This is a genomic window from Streptomyces sp. NPDC016309 (assembly GCF_043077235.1).
Lineage (GTDB): Bacteria > Actinomycetota > Actinomycetes > Streptomycetales > Streptomycetaceae > Streptomyces.
Genome location: NZ_JBIBSG010000003.1, coordinates 428,048 through 442,225, shown reverse-complemented (window position 1 = coordinate 442,225; position 14,178 = coordinate 428,048). Strand labels below are relative to the sequence as shown.

14 protein-coding genes are annotated in these 14,178 nt (G+C 75.4%); 7 read left to right on the top strand and 7 right to left on the bottom strand.

Annotation, left to right across the window (positions count from 1 at the left end; genetic code table 11):
- Window positions 1-17 precede the first annotated feature (17 nt).
- The gene (locus tag ACF068_RS09805) at window positions 18-1,208 is read right to left on the bottom strand and encodes a zinc-dependent alcohol dehydrogenase (RefSeq protein ID WP_392273655.1); all 1,191 of its coding nucleotides are present in this window, start codon (window positions 1,206-1,208) and stop codon (window positions 18-20) included.
- Between the two features lie 195 nt (window positions 1,209-1,403).
- Here ACF068_RS09805 and ACF068_RS09800 point away from each other — a divergent pair, with 195 nt between their 5' ends.
- The gene (locus tag ACF068_RS09800) at window positions 1,404-2,153 is read left to right on the top strand and encodes a GntR family transcriptional regulator (protein WP_392273654.1); all 750 of its coding nucleotides are present in this window, start codon (window positions 1,404-1,406) and stop codon (window positions 2,151-2,153) included.
- Between the two features lie 11 nt (window positions 2,154-2,164).
- On the opposite strand, the gene ACF068_RS09795 is transcribed toward ACF068_RS09800, so the two are convergent.
- The gene (locus ACF068_RS09795) at window positions 2,165-3,700 is read right to left on the bottom strand and encodes an amino acid permease (protein ID WP_392273653.1); all 1,536 of its coding nucleotides are present in this window, start codon (window positions 3,698-3,700) and stop codon (window positions 2,165-2,167) included.
- A gap of 33 nt (window positions 3,701-3,733) precedes the next feature.
- Window positions 3,734-4,729, bottom strand: coding sequence for a hypothetical protein (locus ACF068_RS09790; RefSeq protein ID WP_392273652.1), 996 nt, complete (start codon window positions 4,727-4,729; stop codon window positions 3,734-3,736).
- A gap of 420 nt (window positions 4,730-5,149) precedes the next feature.
- On the opposite strand from ACF068_RS09790, the gene ACF068_RS09785 reads away from it, so the two are divergent.
- Genes ACF068_RS09785 through ACF068_RS09775 form a run of 3 tightly spaced genes read left to right on the top strand, consistent with a single transcriptional unit; the run spans window position 5,150 to window position 9,155 of the window.
- Window positions 5,150-6,586, top strand: a complete 1,437-nt coding sequence (locus ACF068_RS09785; RefSeq protein WP_392273651.1) for an FGGY family carbohydrate kinase — start codon at window positions 5,150-5,152, stop codon at window positions 6,584-6,586.
- Window positions 6,583-7,965, top strand: a complete 1,383-nt coding sequence (locus tag ACF068_RS09780; protein ID WP_392273650.1) for an FAD-dependent oxidoreductase — start codon at window positions 6,583-6,585, stop codon at window positions 7,963-7,965. Before ACF068_RS09785 ends, ACF068_RS09780 begins: the two co-directional genes overlap by 4 nt.
- A gap of 20 nt (window positions 7,966-7,985) precedes the next feature.
- Entirely contained in the window at window positions 7,986-9,155 is a 1,170-nt protein-coding gene (locus ACF068_RS09775) for an FAD-dependent oxidoreductase (RefSeq protein ID WP_392273860.1), read from the top strand.
- Here ACF068_RS09775 and ACF068_RS09770 read toward each other — a convergent pair.
- A complete protein-coding gene (locus ACF068_RS09770; RefSeq protein WP_392273649.1) occupies window positions 9,142-9,921 on the bottom strand; it encodes a uracil-DNA glycosylase in 780 nt (259 codons plus the stop codon). The genes ACF068_RS09775 and ACF068_RS09770 overlap by 14 nt on opposite strands.
- Before the next feature lie 80 nt (window positions 9,922-10,001).
- On the opposite strand from ACF068_RS09770, the gene ACF068_RS09765 reads away from it, so the two are divergent.
- Together ACF068_RS09765 and ACF068_RS09760 are read left to right on the top strand one after the other, a co-directional pair.
- Entirely contained in the window at window positions 10,002-10,481 is a 480-nt protein-coding gene (locus ACF068_RS09765; RefSeq protein WP_392273648.1) for an NUDIX domain-containing protein, read from the top strand.
- A 65-nt stretch (window positions 10,482-10,546) separates the two neighbouring features.
- On the top strand, window positions 10,547-10,786 hold the full coding sequence (locus ACF068_RS09760) for a hypothetical protein (RefSeq protein WP_392273647.1): 240 nt from the start codon (window positions 10,547-10,549) through the stop codon (window positions 10,784-10,786).
- On the opposite strand, the gene ACF068_RS09755 is transcribed toward ACF068_RS09760, so the two are convergent.
- The 3 genes from ACF068_RS09755 to ACF068_RS09745 all read right to left on the bottom strand — a co-directional run bounded on the left by ACF068_RS09755 (window position 10,760) and on the right by ACF068_RS09745 (window position 13,040).
- Window positions 10,760-12,013 (bottom strand): cytochrome P450, encoded by a 1,254-nt coding sequence (locus ACF068_RS09755; protein ID WP_392273646.1) that lies wholly within the window; start codon window positions 12,011-12,013, stop codon window positions 10,760-10,762. The two genes, ACF068_RS09760 and ACF068_RS09755, sit on opposite strands and share 27 nt — an antisense overlap.
- 111 nt (window positions 12,014-12,124) lie before the next feature.
- On the bottom strand, window positions 12,125-12,541 hold the full coding sequence (locus tag ACF068_RS09750; RefSeq protein WP_392273645.1) for a cold-shock protein: 417 nt from the start codon (window positions 12,539-12,541) through the stop codon (window positions 12,125-12,127).
- A gap of 76 nt (window positions 12,542-12,617) precedes the next feature.
- Window positions 12,618-13,040 carry a DUF4345 domain-containing protein gene (locus ACF068_RS09745; protein ID WP_392273644.1) on the bottom strand — a complete coding sequence of 141 codons (423 nt, stop codon included), beginning with the start codon at window positions 13,038-13,040 and terminating at the stop codon, window positions 12,618-12,620.
- A gap of 199 nt (window positions 13,041-13,239) precedes the next feature.
- Between ACF068_RS09745 and ACF068_RS09740 the strand changes: the two genes are divergently transcribed.
- Window positions 13,240-14,178, top strand: coding sequence for a LysR family transcriptional regulator (locus ACF068_RS09740; RefSeq protein WP_392273643.1), 939 nt, complete (start codon window positions 13,240-13,242; stop codon window positions 14,176-14,178).

Here is a 14,178-nt window from a genome sequence, read left to right as displayed (position 1 = left end):
GCCCCTGCCCCGGGAACCTAAGGGTGCATGACGACCTTGACGGCCCCGTCCTGCTTCTGCTGGAACATCTTGTACGCGTGCGGGGCGTCGGCGAGCGGGAGGTGGTGGGTGGCGAACCCGTCCACGCCCAGCGGGTCGGCGTCCGTCAGCAGCGGCAGGATGTCGTCGACCCAGCGGCGGACGTTGGCCTGGCCCATGCGCAGCTGGACCTGCTTGTCGAACAGCGTCAGCATCGGCAGCGGGTCCGCCGCGCCGCCGTAGACGCCGCTCAGCGAGATGGTCCCGCCGCGGCGCACCAGGGCGATCGCCAGGTACAGGGCGGCCAGCCGGTCGGCGCCCATCTTCTGGTGGAGGCGGGCCGCCCACGCCTTGGGCAGCAGCCCGGCCGCGTTCTGCTGGGTGCGGGCGACCGGGCTGCCGTGGGCCTCGGTGCCGACGGCGTCGATGACGGCGTCGGGGCCCCGGCCGGCCGTGCGGTCCTTGATGGCCTCGACGAGTTCGTCCTGGTCGTCGAACCCGCTCAGGTCGTACACCTCGACGCCCTGCTCCCGGGCGCGCTGGAGCCGTTCGGGCACCAGGTCCACGCCGATGACCTGGGCGGCGCCCTGGTGCAGGGCGATGCGGCAGCACATGTCGCCGATCGGGCCGAGTCCGAGGACCGCGACCGAGCCGCCGGGCGGGACGTCGGCGTACCGGACGGCCTGCCAGGCGGTCGGCAGGACGTCGGAAAGGTACAGGAAGCGGTCGTCCGCCGGGCCCTCGGGGACCTTGATGGGTCCGTAGTGGGCCTGCGGGACGCGGAGGTACTCGGCCTGGCCGCCGGGGACCGCGCCGTAGAGCTTGGTGTAGCCGAAGAGGGCGGCGCCCATGCCCTCCTCGGTGACCTGGGTGGTCTCGCACTGGGTGGGCAGGCCCGAGGTGCACATCCAGCAGCGCCCGCAGGCTATCTGGAAGGGCACGACCACGCGGTCCCCCGGCTTGAGGTCCGGGACGCCGGGGCCGACCTCCTCGACGATGCCCATGGGCTCGTGGCCCAGGATGTCGCCCGGAGTCATGAACGGCGTGAGGACCTCGTAGAGGTGCAGGTCCGAGCCGCACAGGCCGGTGGAGGTGACCTTGATGACCGCGTCGGTCGGCTCCTCGATCTTCGGGTCCGGCACCGTCTCGACCCGGACGTCGCGCTTTCCCTGCCATGTGACGGCCCTCATCGTCGCTTCCCTTCACCGGATTCTCCTGCGGGGGCGCGGGCCGGGTACCCGGGGGCCGCGCCGGTGAATCCGATCCGGCCAGAGTGCGGACGAATGCGGGCGACCCCCTTCCCTAGAGGTTTAGACCAATGATAGTGATTGATCACCCATACGGCACGCTCGACTACTGTGAGCGAAGGAAATTGAGGGTTGAACATGGCTGAGCCCCAGACCCCCGCGGGACTCCGGACCCCCGCGGGACTTCCGCTCTACCTCCGGGTCGCCGCCGCGCTGCGCGACGACCTCACCCAGCGGCGCATCGCCCCCGGCGCCCGGCTGCCGTCCGAGCGCTCACTGGTCCATCGTTTCCGGGTCAACCGGCACACCGTGCGCAACGCGCTCCAACTGCTGCGCGAGGAGCGGCTGGTGGTGACCGAGCGGCGCGGTACGTTCGCCGCGAGCGCGGCCCCCGAGGAGGCGGGCCCGGTGCTCGCGCCCGGGCTGCTGCGGTTCCCGTGCGGCAGCGGGACGCCGGACGCGTCCGCGGTGACCCGGCTCGCCTGGGAGCCCGCCCCGACGGTGCTCGCCGGGCAACTGGGCCTGCCGCCCGGCGAACCGTCGCTGGTGCACCGCCACCAGGTGCCCGGCACCGGCGAGGCGCCCGTGCAGGAGGCGCTGTCCCGGTTCTCCCGGCACGCGCTCGACGAGGTGCCCGAACTCGCCCGCTACCGGCGGCCCGAGGACTGGCCGGTGCGGCCCGACCTGCGCCTGCTGTACCACTGGATGCACCGCGCGGGGCTGCGGCTGACGCGCCGGGAGTCGATCGGCGTGGGGCACGGCCCGGTCGCCACGACGTGCCTGACCGTGCACCGCGTGGTGAGCGACCAGCACGGCCACGTGCTGGAGGTCACCGACATCCGGTTCGCGCCGGAAGCGGCCTCCTGGACGTACGAGTTCACCGGCTGAGCGGGCACCCGTCAGACGATGCCCTCGGCGATCTCCGCCTGTTCCTTGGCGTTGCCGTACGCCGCCGGGGTGCCGTACGAGCGGCGTGCCACGTACCACCAGGCGGTGGCCAGCACGAGCACCACCACGAGCGCGATCACGGCGTAGTTCATCGAGTCGACGGTGACCGGTGACTTCTGCGGCAGGCAGAACAGGACCGTCACCAGCCCCACCCAGACGACGGCCGTCCAGCCGATCGGCTTGCTCCAGCGGCCCAGCGACCACGGGCCGGGCCGGAACCGGTTGCCGGCGCGCAGCCGCAGCAGGACGGGGATCGCGTACGCGGGCGTGATGCCGATGACGTTGATGGCGGTGACCGCCCCGTAGGCGGTGGCCGAGTACAGCGAGGGCAGGGCGAGCGCGGCCGCCACGCCGACCGACAGCCACACGGCGGGGACGGGCGTCTGGGTGCGGGCGCTGACCTTGCGCCAGAGCGCCGAGCCGGGCAGCGCGTTGTCGCGGCTGAACGCGAACACCATGCGGCTCGCGGCGGCCACCTCGGCGTTGCCGCAGAAGAGCTGCGCCACGATCACCACCAGGAGCAGGGCGGAGGCGCCGCCGGAGCCCAGCGCGTCGAGGAAGATCTGCGCGGGCGGCACGCCGGTGGCGCTGTTCTGCGTGGCGGCGTAGTCCTGGATGGCGAAGGTCAGCCCGGCGAGCAGCGCGAAGCCGGCGAGCCAGGAGACCCAGATGGCGCGGACGATGCCCTTGGCCGCCGAGACGGACGCGTTGGCCGTCTCCTCGGAGAGGTGGGCGGAGGCGTCGTACCCGGAGAAGGTGTACTGGGCGAGCAGCAGGCCGACGGCCGCCACGTAGAAGGGGTTGGCCCAGCCGGTGTCGTTGACGAACTCGGTGAAGACGAACCCGGCGGAGCGGTGCTGGTCGGGGACGATGGCGAGCGCTCCGACGATGACCGCCACGCCGGCCAGGTGCCACCAGACGCTGACGGAGTTGAGGAGGCTGACGAGGCGGACGCCGAAGAGGTTCAGCACGGCGTGCAGCAGCAGGATGCACAGGAAGATCACGAAGGTGGAGCCGGGGGTGGGCTCGAAGCCCCACTGGAGGTTGAGGAAGGCGCCGGTGAACAGCGCGGCGCCGTAGTCGATCCCGGCGATGGCCCCGAGCAGACCGAGCAGGTTCAGCCAGCCCGTGTACCAGCCCCAGCGGCGCCCGCCGAGCCGGTCGGCCATGTAGTAGAGGGCCCCGGAGGTCGGGTACGCGCTGGTCACCTCGGCCAGCGCCAGGCCGACGCACAGCACGAACAGGCCGACGCCGACCCAGCCCCACATCATCACGGCCGGGCCGCCGGTGCCGAGGCCGAAGCCGTAGAGGGTCATGCAGCCGGACAGCACGGAGATGACGGAGAAGCTGATGGCGAAGTTGCCGAAGCCTCCCATCCGGCGGGCCAGGACCGGCTGGTAACCGAGTTCCCTCAGCCGCTGCTCCTCGTCCGTGGCGTCCGTGGCGGGGGCCGGCCGCTCCTGGCCGGCCCACAGGGTGCGGGACATGGCGCTACCTCCGGGTGGTGGGGTGGGGTGGGTTCAGCGGGGGGCGTGCAGGCAGCGGGAGCGGGCGCGGGTGAACAGCTCCTCGGCCAGGGCCCGGTCCGCCGGGTCGCGGGTGCGGTACGCCCAGGGCTGGGGCGTCCAGTACGGGCCGAGCGCGGTGAAGACCCGGGCGGCGGCGTCGAACCGGAGGGCCCCCCACAGGGCGTGCGCCAGGTGGCAGAGGTCGAGGAGCGACTCGTGCGCGGGGTCGGTGCGGTCGAACCAGGCGTCCAGGCCCCGGTCGGCGTCGCGGATCGCGTCCTCGGCGACCCAGTGCAGGTCCAGGGCCCGCTCCTGGCCCCGGTCGCGGCGGTAGCGCTCGACCCTGGCGTACAGGGGCAGGGCGTGCAGCGGGGAGCCGGGGGGCGCCGAGGCCGCCGCCCACTGCACGAAGTTGACGGCTTCCGACAGGGACGCGCTGCCCGGCTGGCGGGCGTACAGGAACTGGAGCATCCGGTGGTACGCCTCGCGGTTGTGCGGGTCGCGCTTGTCGGCCTCCGCGAGCAGGCCCCAGGGCCCGGGCGGGAGCATCGGCCCGGGCGGGCCCACCCGGTGCTCCCGCATGCGCTGTTCGTCGTCCAGTACGGCGAGGGCCAGCAGGCACACCCAGGGCACCGGGTCGGCGGGGGCCACCCGGGCGGCATCCCCGCACGCCTCGCGCGCCAGCCGCCACAGTTCGGCGGTGCGGGCGTGTCCGTCGCGGTGGGCGCGCAGGGCGCGCTCCACGGCGACCCTGGCGCGCATGACGGCCGCCGCGATGCTGTGCGGCTGCTCGGTGAGCCAGGCCTGGACGACGTCGGAGCCGGCGGCGACGGTGGCCAGCACCTGGGTACGCCGGGTCCACAGGGACCGGTCGGCGCTCCTGGCGGTGTCCGCCAAGAGCTCGGCCATCGACAGCCAGCGCCCGGTGCGCAGGTCCTGGAGCACCCCGCGCAGGGCGTTGTCGTGGCCCGCCGGGTGGTACACCGGCCGGAAGTCCTGGCCGGGCATCACCCCGTCCCCGTCGGTGGGCAGGCCGGTATCGGTGTGACGGTCATGGGTCCTCTGGGCGCGGTGGGGGGTCGGGCGGGCACGCCGAGGAGAGCGGTCGGACTGCTCCTCGACTACCGGCCGTTGATCGGCGATCACTATAGGCCTCGATGGACGATCCTGGTCCACTTTTGCGCAGTCGGCGCAACATCCCGCTCATCAAAGGACATTGATGATCCATCAGTAACATCCGTACTCCCGGTCGATGCCACCTCGTGTCCGCGTGATCACGGACAGGTCTTGACGCCGGAGCCCGGCTGGACCACGCTTCGAGCGACGATCTTCAACGGTCCGCCACCGGTCTTCCACGATCCTCCGCGATCACGCTCCGACGATCACGGAACGACCCGCGCGGGCACGAGAGCGGAAACGGGAGGGGCGATGACGGGCCCCGTACTGGCCGTCGACCAGGGCACGTCGGGCACCAAGGCCCTGGTGCTCTGCCCCGACCGGGGCGTGATCGGCTCCGGCACCGCGCCGGTGCGCCCCCGCCACCTGCCGGGTGGCCGGGCGGAGACCGACCCGCACGAACTGCTCGCCTCGGTCGTCGACGCCGGGCGCCGGGCCCTGGCCGACGCCGGGGAACCGGTCGCCGCCGTGGGCCTGGCCAACCAGGGCGAGACGGTCCTCGCCTGGGACCCCGCCACCGGCACGCCCCTGACGGACGCGATCGTCTGGCACGACAAGCGCGCCGAGGACATCTGCGCCGAACTCGCCCCGCACGCCGACCGGTTGCGCGAGACGACCGGTCTCCCCCTCGACCCGTACTTCGCCGCCCCCAAGATGGCCTGGATACGCCGCCACCTGACCCGCGAGGGTGTGGTGACCACCAGCGACGCCTGGCTGGTGCGGCGGCTGACCGGCGCGTTCGTCACCGACGCGGCGACCGCCGGGCGCACCCAGCTCCTCGACCTGGACGAGGTCACCTGGTCACCGGAGGCGCTGGACGTCTTCGGACTGGCCGGCGAGCGGCTGCCGCGCGTCGTGGACGCCGCGGGGCCGGTGGGCGACACGGACGCGTTCGGTCCCCGGCTGCCGCTGACCGGGCTCCTCGTCGACCAGCAGGCCGCGCTGCTGGCGCAGGGCGCCACCGGGCCCGGCGACGCCAAGTGCACCTACGGGACGGGCGCGTTCCTGCTCGCGCAGACCGGCGACCGGCCCCGGCGCGGCGGCTCGGGGCTGGTGAGCTGCGTGGCGTGGCGGCTCGCCGGACGGACCGCCTACTGCCTGGACGGCCAGGTCTACACCGCCGCCTCCGCCGTGCGCTGGCTCACCGGCCTCGGGGTGATCGGCGGCGCCGCCGACCTCGACCGGGTGGGGGCCTCGGAGCCGGACGCGGGCGGCGTCACCTTCGTGCCCGCACTGGCCGGGCTCGCCGCCCCCTGGTGGCGCGGGGACGTCCGCGGATCGCTCACCGGACTGGGGCTGGACACCACCGCCGGCCACCTGGTGCGGGCGCTGTGCGAGGGCATCGCCGCCCAGGTGGTGGAGCTGGCCCGGGCGGCCGGGGACGACCTGGGAGCACCGCTCGGCCCGCTGCGCGTCGACGGCGGCCTGACCCGCTCGGCACTGCTCATGCAGACCCAGGCCGACCTGCTCCAGGCCCCCGTGGAGGTGTCGGCGCTGCCGGACGCCACCGCGCTGGGCGCCGGCGCCCTCGCCCGCCTCGGGCTCGACCCGCGCCTGTCCCTCGCGGAGGCGGTCCCCCGGTGGCGGCCCTCGGCCGTGTACGAACCACGGATCGGCGCCGGCGAGGCCGCCGAGCGGATGGAGGCCTTCCGGGGGGCCGTGGCCGCGCTGACGGCCCGCGCGCGATGACCGCCGCCGGTGAGGAGCCGTACGACGTCGTCGTGGTGGGCGCGGGGGTGGTCGGCTCGGCCGTCGCCCGCGAGCTGGCCCGCTTCCCGCTGCGCACGGCCCTGGTGGACGCGGCCGGCGACGTCGGTGAGGGCACGTCGAAGGCCAACACCGCGATCCTGCACACCGGTTTCGACGCCGTGCCCGGGACCCTGGAGGCCCGGCTCGTGCGGGAGGGGCACCGGCGGCTGACCGCCTACGCCGGTGAGGTGGGCATCCCGCTGGAGCGGACCGGCGCCCTGCTGGTCGCCTGGGACGAGGACCAGCTCGCCGCGCTCCCGCACCTGGCGCGCAAGGCGGAGCGCAACGGCTACCGGGAGGCGCGCCCCCTCGGCCCCGGCGAGCTGCGCGCCCGCGAACCGCACCTCGGCCCGGGCGCGCTCGGGGCCCTGCACGTACCGGGCGAGAGCGTCGTCTGCCCCTGGACGACCACCCTGGCCTACGCCACCCAGGCCGTGCTCGCCGGGGTGGACCTGCTGCTGGAGTGCCGGGTCGAGGAGGTCACCGAGCGGGACGGGGCGCACGAGCTGCTGACCGGCCGGGGCGTCCTGCGCACCCGGTACCTGGTCAACGCGGCCGGGCTGCACGCCGACGCCTTCGACCGGCGGCTGGGTGTCCGGGACTTCACGGTGACGCCCCGGCGCGGCCAGCTCTTGGTGTTCGACTCCTTCGCCCGGCGGCTGGTCCGGCACGTGCTGCTGCCGGTGCCGACCGCGCTCGGCAAGGGCGTCCTGGTCTCCCCCACGGTGCACGGCAAGGTACTGCTGGGCCCGACCGCCGAGGACCTCGACGACAAGACGGCCACCGGGTCCACCGCCGAGGGGCTGGCGTACCTGCGGGAGCAGGGCCGGCGGATCCTGCCCGCCCTGCTGGACGAGGAGGTCACCGCCGTGTACGCGGGGCTGCGGGCGGCGACCGGGGAGGTCGACTACCGGATCGCCTGCCACCCCGAGCGGCGGTACGTCACGGTCGGCGGCATCCGCTCCACGGGGCTGACGGCGTCGATGGCGATCGCCGCGCACGTGGTCGGGCTGCTCGCGGACGCCGGGCTGGAGCCGGGCACCGCACGGGAGCTGCCGGCCGTGCGGATGCCGAACCTGGGCGAGGCCTTCCCCCGGCCGTACGCGGACGCCCGGCGCATCGCCGCCGACCCCGCGTACGGCGACATCGTCTGCGCCTGCGAGCGGGTGACGCGCGGGGAGATCCGCGACGCGCTCGCCTCGGTGGTGCCGCCCGCGTCGACGGCCGGGGTGCGGCGCCGGACACGGGCGGGCGCCGGGCGCTGCCAGGGCTCGTACTGCGGGGCGGCGGTACGGGCCCTGTTCGAGGAGGCACGGTGACGCTTCCGGTGACGGTGGCGATGCCGGTGACGCGCACGGTCGACGTGCTGGTCGTCGGGGCCGGCCCGGCCGGGCTCGCCGCCGCGACCCGGCTGGCCGCCACCGGCGCGGGCACGGTCGAGGTGCTGGAGCGGGAGCCGGGCGCCGGTCCCGGCCGGGCCCGGGGCACGGCGGCCCAGGAGGCGGTGCGGGCCGGGGCGGTCCGGGTGGCGGTACGGGCCGGGGCGGCGCTCCGCACGGGTGTCATGGTCACCGGCTGGTCCGGCCCCCTGGTGCTCGACGCGACGGGCCCGGCCGGCCGCGAGCGGATCGCCGCCCGGGCGGTCGTGCTGGCCACCGGCGCCCGGGAACGCTCCCGCGCCGCCCGGCTGGTGCCGGGGACCCGGCCCGCCGGGGTGCTGACGTCGGCCGGGCTGCGGCGGTCCGTCGCCGCCGGGCTGGACATCGGCACCCGGGCGGTGGTCGTCGGGGACGGGCCGGACGCCGCCGGCGCGGTCCGGGCGCTGCGCGGTGCGGGCGTGGCGGTGGCCGCGGTCGTCACGGAGCGGCGGTGGCACCGGCCGGGGGCCGTGCCCGGGCGGACCGCGCGACCGGCCGGGACGGAGGTCGCCGGGCTCCTGGGCCGGGGGCGGCTGTCGGGCGTGCGGGTGCGGTACCGGGACGGGCGGGAGGCGACCGTGGCGTGCGACACGGTGGTCTTCGCCGGCGACTGGGTGCCGGAGCACGAGCTCGCGCGGGCGGGTGGCGCGGCCCTGGACCCGGCGACGCGCGGGCCGGCGGTGGACGGGGCGTTCCGTACGTCGATGGCGGGCGTGTTCGCGGTGGGCGGGCTGCTCCATGGGGGCGAGCCGGCCGGTACGGCGGCCGTGGAGGGGCGGGCGGTGGCGGAGCCGGTACGGGAGTTCCTGGCGGGTGCGGCGCCGTGGCCGGGGCGGGGCGTCGCGGTGGTGGCGGAGGCGCCGCTGCGGTGGGTGACGCCGAACCGGCTGGGGGCGGCCGGTGACCGCTTCCTGGTGCGTGCGGAGCGGCCGCTGGCGCGGCCGGTGCTGGAGGTGGGCCAGGACGGCGTCACGCTGCACCGGCAGCGGGTGCGCGGCACGCTCGTGCCCCACCGGTCGGCACCCCTGCCGGCGGCCTGGGCGGCACGGGTCGATCCGGCCGGCGGGCCGGTCCGGATCAGGGTGGTGTGAGTCCGGCCGCGTCCGCCGCGCGGCCGAGCACGTCGATGAGCATGGCCGGGGTGAGGCGGCCGGTGAAGGTGTTGCGCTGGCTGACGTGGTAGCAGCCGAAGAGTTCCAGATCCGGGCCGCCGTCGGTGGCGGCCAGGGTGACCCGCGTACCGTGCGCGAAGGCGGGCCGGGGCCGGGGCACCGACCAGCCGCCCGCGGCGAGGGCGGGCAGCGCGGCCTGCCAGCCGAAGGCGCCGAGGACGACGACGGCCCGCACGGTGGGGCGCAGCAGCCGCAGTTCACCGGCCAGCCAGGGACGGCAGGTGTCGCGCTCCAGCGGTGTGGGCTTGTTGGCGGGCGGGGCGCAGTGGACGGGGGCGGTGACCCGTACCCCGTACAGGCGCAGCCCGTCGCCGGCGTGAGTGGCGTCCGGCCGGTTGGTGAGCCCGATCTCGTGCAGGGCGGCGTAGAGGACGTCGCCGGAGCGGTCGCCGGTGAACATGCGCCCGGTGCGGTTGCCGCCGTGGGCGGCCGGGGCGAGGCCGATGACCAGGAGCCTCGCGTCGTCGGGGCCGAAGCCGGGTACGGGCCTGGCCCAGTAGTCCCAGCCCGCGTAGGCGCGGCGGCCCTCTCGGCCGACCCGTTCCCGCCAGGCGACCAGGCGCGGGCAGGCCCGGCAGTGGGTGACGCGCTCGTCGAGCGCGGGGACGGAGGGGGCGCCGGCGGCCTGGCGTTCGGGGAAGTCCGGCTCTTCGGCGTGGCCGCCGGACCCTTCGGAGACGGACATGTGCGCTCTCGCTCCCTCGCTCGGGGTGATCGTTCCGACTGCCGACGCTAACCCGGCGGGTGGCGGGCAGACTTTCCGGCATGACGGTGAAGCGAAGCGCGGGCCTGCTGCTGTTCCGTACCTCGGGCGGTGTCCTGGAGGTGCTCATCGCCCATATGGGCGGTCCCCTGTGGGCGTCGCGGCACACCGGCGCGTGGTCGCTGCCCAAGGGCGAGTACACGGCGGACGAGACGCCCGAGGCGGCCGCGCGGCGCGAGTTCGTGGAGGAACTGGGTCTCCCGGTGCCGGACGGGGAGCCGGTGCCGCTCGGCGAGACGCGGCAGGCGAGCGGAAAGGTCGTCACCGCCTGGGCGCTGGAGGCCGATCTGGACCCGGCCGCGGTGGTGCCGGGCACGTTCACCATGGAGTGGCCGCGCGGCTCGGGGCGGACGCGGGAGTTCCCGGAGGTCGACCGGGTGGCGTGGATGACCCCGGAGGAGGCGGCGCCGCTGCTCGTGTCGGGGCAGCAGGTGTTCCTGGAGCGGCTGGCGGCGTACGTGCGCGAGCGCGACGGAAGCTGATTGTCAGTGCCGTACGACAGAGTGGACGGCATGGACGGCACCAACCGGTCGACGGGGAGCGAGAGATGACCACCACCCTGACCCTGCGCGAGCGCGCCGCGGCCCAGGCGTACCTGCGGCTGATGGAGACGGCGCGGGCCGTCCTCGGGGACCCCGAGCTGGCTCCGATGGCCGGGGTGTACCTGTCGTCGCCGATGGCGGAGGCGGACGAGGCGCTGCGGCGCGCCGGCCTGACGGGCAACGAGGCGCGGCTGCTGCGGCTGGTGTCCGCGCTCCGGTCAGCGGGTGACGGCGCCGCCCCGTAGGCGTACGGGCAGGGTCCGCACGCTGTTGCCGACGAAGCTGGGGACGCGGGGCAGCCGGGACTCGGGGACGGCGAGGTCCAGTCCGGGGAAGCGGGTGAAGAGCCGTTCCAGGGCGACGGTGGCCTCCAGCCGGGCGAGGGGGGCGCCCAGGCAGTAGTGCGGGCCATGGCCGAGGGACAGGTGGCGGCTCGCGGTGCCGCGTGCGGCGCGGGTGATGTCGAACCGGCCCGCGTCGGGGCCATGGGCGGCGGTGTCCCGGCCGGCGGCCGAGTAGCCGGCCAGGACCGGGGTGCCCCGGGGGATGGGGGTGCCGCCGAGGGTGAGGTCGCGGACGGGGTAGCGGAAGGGGAACTGGCTGACGGGGCTGTCCCAGCGCAGGGTCTCCTCGACGACGTCGGCCCAGGCGGCCCGGCCGTCGAGGACCAGGCGCAGTTGGTCGCGGTGGGCGCACAGGGCGCGGACGGCGTTGGTGATGAGGTTCAGCGTGGTCTCGTGCCCGGCGACGACCATGAGGAGCAGGGTGCCGATCAGTTCCGGTTCGGTGAGCCGGTCGCCGTCCTCGTCGCGGGCGGCGATCAGGGCGCTGGTGAGGTCGTCGCCGGGTGCGGCGCGGCGGGCGGCCACGACGGCCTGGAGGGTCCGGAGCATCTCCCGGTTGGCGGCCACCGCGCGCTCGGGCCCGATGTCGGTGGAGACCACCTGGCTGGAGAGGTGGTGGAGCCGGTCGTGGTGTTCGGCGTCCACGCCGAGCAGTTCGCAGATGACGCCCATGGGCAGGGGCAGCGCGAAGTGGCGGCGCAGGTCGGCGACACCGCCCCCGGAGGCGGCCGCCTCCTCGGTCGCGTCGAGGAGCCGGGCGGTGAGGGCGTCGACGCGGGGCCGGAGCGCCTCCACCCGCCGGGCGGTGAACGCCTGGCCGGCGAGCGCGCGCAGCCGCCGGTGGTCGGCGCCGTCGGCGGTGGTCATGCCGGGGACGGTGGCGAAGGTGCGCAGCGGCCAGCCGGCGGGTATCCGACCGTCCCGGAGGGCCGGGAAGTGCTGGGGGCCCTTGGCGACGTCGGGATGGGTGAGGAACTCCCTGAGCGCCTCGTGGCCGAGGACGGCCATTCCCGGTACGCCGTCGGGGAGGACGACGGGCGTGACGGCGCCCCGGGCGAGGAGACGTGCGTTGTCCGCGTGCGGACAGCCACCCGCGGGGTCCATGCGGTGCGGTTCGCCGGCCGTCATGATCGGGCTCCTCCTGGTCGCGCCGTCGTCTGCCGTGTGCCGTGTGCCGGTGCCGTACGGGTGTGTGCCGGCGCCGCGCGCCGGCGCCCCGTCCGGTGCGCGGGCGGGGCGTCAGCCTTCCACCCAGCCGTGCGAGCGTGCCAGTTCGACCACCCGGGTGCGAACCCGCTTGAGCTGGGCGGTGGTCAGGGTGCCGTCCGCCTCGACGAGGAGTTCGGTCAGCTCGGCCTGGAACTCGGCCGCGGACAGCACGTCGAGGGTGTCGTCGTCCGGGTCGTCCCTCGGCACCGGTACGGGCTCGGGCAGCGTGCGGCGGGCGGGCTGGTGGACCAGCCGGATCTCCGACGCCTTGGGGCCCTTGTCGCCCATCTCCAGGTAGAACTCGACCTCGCGGCCCGCCTGGTACAGGTATTTGTCGTCGACGAGGTCGTTCGCGTGCATGAAGACGTCCTCGCCCCCTTCCCTGGGGACGATGAAGCCGTACCCCCGGACCTCGTCGAACCGAAGGATCTTGCCCACCATCAGCACAGCCGTACCTCCACGCCCACACCACTGCTGTTCCGCCCGGGCCCGCCGCCCTGGGCCGCCCGGCCCGGCGGTGAATCTACAGGCGTTCGCCCGCGCCCCGCAGCGGACCGGCGGGGACCGCCGGGTGCGTCCGGGTGTACCAGAGGAGCATCAGGGGCGGCAGCAGGAGCTCGACGCCGATGAACGCGGCGTGCACCGGGTGCGGCGCGCCCGCGTCGATGTACGAGACGCCCCGCGCCAGGCCGCCGAGGAACACCGCGCCGAAGACGGCCCGCAGCGTGGCGGCGTGGTCCCCGGGGCGCCGGGCGGTGCGCAGCATGACGATCCCGAGGGCGCACCAGACCCCGGCGAAGAAGCGGTAGTTGCTGTCGACCGTGGGCGGCACCTCGGGGCTGCCCGGCAGCAGCGCGGGCCCGACGGCGATCTCCAGCAGGCCGGTGGCCGTCACGAAGGACGCGAGCAGGACGAGCACCCACCGGAAACCCTGATGTGCCGACATGAACCGTTCCCCGCTTCCCGACGTGGCCGGCGCCACTGACCGCTCCGGCCGTTCCGTTGCCGCCCGGGGACGCCCCGGGTGGCCCGTCCTCATCCTCGGCCCGGGCCGCGGCCGGCGGGAAGCGTCCGGTGATGCGTCCCGGACCCGGATTGATACCGTCCAGGGTATGGATGGTGGGGCGGGCGGAACCGATCCGAGCGTGCGTCAGTCGCGGTGCCTGCTGGTCCTCGCCGAGGAGCTGCACTTCGGCCGGGCGGCCGCGCGGCTCCACATCAGCCAGCCGGCGCTGAGCCGCGCGATCCGCCGGCTGGAGGACGACCTGGGCGTGGTGCTGCTGGAGCGCTCCACCCGGCGCGTGCGGCTGACCGGGGCCGGGGAGGCGCTGCTCCCCCGGGTCCGGTCCCTGGTGACGGCCGCCGACGAACTGCGCGCGGAGGCACGGGTGCGGGCGCGGACGCTCGGGGGCCGGGTGGTCCTCGGGTGCTACGTCACCGCCCTGCCCGTGGTCACCGCCCTGGCGGAACGGGTGCGGGCGGCGCGCCCCGGCCTGGAGGTCGTGCTGCGGGAGGTCGACCTGGTGGAGCAGACCGCCGCGCTGCTGGACGGCCGGGTGGACGCCGTCCTGGCGTACGCCCCGGTGCCGGCCGGCGTCCAGGCGCTCACCCTGGCGACGGAGCGGCAGGTGGTGTGCCTGTGGGAGGGACATCCGCTGGCGGGGCGGCCGTCCGTGTCGCTGGCGGAGCTGGCGGGCCTGCCCGTCGTCGGTTCGTCGCCCCTGGTGGCGCCGGTGTGGCGGGACTTCTGGGCGGCCGATCCCCGCCCGGACGGCACGCCGGTCGCGTACACCGGGCACGGGACGAGGACGTTCGAGGCGGGGATCTCGGCGGTCGCCCAGCGGTGCGGCATCCGTTTCGTGTCGGCCGCCTGCCGTGAGCTGTTCCCCCGTCCGGGCGTCCGGTACGTCGACGTCGCGGACGCGCCCCTGTGCACGGCGGTGCTCGCCTGGTCCTCCGCACGCCGCGACACACCGGAGGTCGCCGCGCTGCGCCGCGCGGCGGGCGGCATGGTGGGGAGGGGAGGGACCGACCCGAACCCTCGCTGGTGGCAGACCGGGCACACCGAGTCCGAAGGGGATTGA

What these genes read in the sequence shown, in the direction of transcription:
- ACF068_RS09805 (WP_392273655.1), bottom strand. Translation starts at nt 1,208, where the DNA reads ATGAGGGCCGTCACATGGCAGGGAAAGCGCGACGTCCGGGTCGAGACG.
- ACF068_RS09800 (WP_392273654.1), top strand. Translation starts at nt 1,404, where the DNA reads ATGGCTGAGCCCCAGACCCCCGCGGGACTCCGGACCCCCGCGGGACTT.
- ACF068_RS09780 (WP_392273650.1), top strand. Translation starts at nt 6,583, where the DNA reads ATGACCGCCGCCGGTGAGGAGCCGTACGACGTCGTCGTGGTGGGCGCG.
- ACF068_RS09785 (WP_392273651.1), top strand. Translation starts at nt 5,150, where the DNA reads ATGACGGGCCCCGTACTGGCCGTCGACCAGGGCACGTCGGGCACCAAG.
- ACF068_RS09770 (WP_392273649.1), bottom strand. Translation starts at nt 9,921, where the DNA reads ATGTCCGTCTCCGAAGGGTCCGGCGGCCACGCCGAAGAGCCGGACTTC.
- ACF068_RS09795 (WP_392273653.1), bottom strand. Translation starts at nt 3,700, where the DNA reads ATGTCCCGCACCCTGTGGGCCGGCCAGGAGCGGCCGGCCCCCGCCACG.
- ACF068_RS09760 (WP_392273647.1), top strand. Translation starts at nt 10,547, where the DNA reads ATGACCACCACCCTGACCCTGCGCGAGCGCGCCGCGGCCCAGGCGTAC.
- ACF068_RS09745 (WP_392273644.1), bottom strand. Translation starts at nt 13,040, where the DNA reads ATGTCGGCACATCAGGGTTTCCGGTGGGTGCTCGTCCTGCTCGCGTCC.
- ACF068_RS09765 (WP_392273648.1), top strand. Translation starts at nt 10,002, where the DNA reads ATGACGGTGAAGCGAAGCGCGGGCCTGCTGCTGTTCCGTACCTCGGGC.
- ACF068_RS09775 (WP_392273860.1), top strand. Translation starts at nt 7,986, where the DNA reads ATGCCGGTGACGCGCACGGTCGACGTGCTGGTCGTCGGGGCCGGCCCG.
- ACF068_RS09755 (WP_392273646.1), bottom strand. Translation starts at nt 12,013, where the DNA reads ATGACGGCCGGCGAACCGCACCGCATGGACCCCGCGGGTGGCTGTCCG.
- ACF068_RS09790 (WP_392273652.1), bottom strand. Translation starts at nt 4,729, where the DNA reads ATGCCCGGCCAGGACTTCCGGCCGGTGTACCACCCGGCGGGCCACGAC.